Source organism: Roseateles sp. P5_E1 (assembly GCF_054049335.1).
In genome coordinates this window covers 1-546 of record NZ_JBFUMN010000410.1, presented here as the reverse complement: position 1 = coordinate 546, position 546 = coordinate 1, and the positions used below count along the sequence as shown (strand labels likewise).

At 59.7% G+C, this 546-nt stretch carries 1 protein-coding gene; it reads right to left on the bottom strand.

The window, feature by feature from the left end; all coding sequences use genetic code 11:
* Positions 1-512, bottom strand: a 512-nt coding sequence (locus ACXJKJ_RS31805) for a hypothetical protein (RefSeq protein ID WP_457395705.1), incomplete at its 3' end; no start/stop codon positions are given.
* Positions 513-546: the final 34 nt, after the last annotated feature.

Genomic DNA, 546 nt, shown 5'->3' with positions numbered 1-546 from the left:
GGACTCATACCGCTCATGGCACCATTGCCATCGGTGGGGCAGCTTCCGTTCCCGCCGTCCTTGTCGCACTGCGTCGTCTTGGAGGTGATGGTGGCAACGAAATCTTCGTTGACACAGGCTTCGTGCTTGTTGGACCACTGTGTCAGGAGAACCGGGCAGTTCAGACGCCGGGTGCGCGTCAGCATCGCGTCGCTCGAGAACGGAGCGCAGGGAGACTGGGCGGTATTGTCCCCGCCCACGTAGGTCACCTGGTACTCACGATTCTCGATGGTTCCTTCCATATCCGGGGTGACGGCGTACCAGTCGCCCGAGGGCGTGACAGCCGCGCCGGGACAGACGGGGTTGAACGCTTGCACCTCAGCCAAGTAGGCCGCGACCATTGCCTCTTCGGTCGGAAATATCGCTGTGCTGAGATATGACCATTCGGGATCGGAGGGCTGGGATTTTCCCATCCAGTAGGTGATCGACGTATTGCCATCCAAGCCGACCTTCTTGGATTTGATCTTGTCCACGGAGTTCCAGCCAAACTGGAAATCGGGCGGGAAG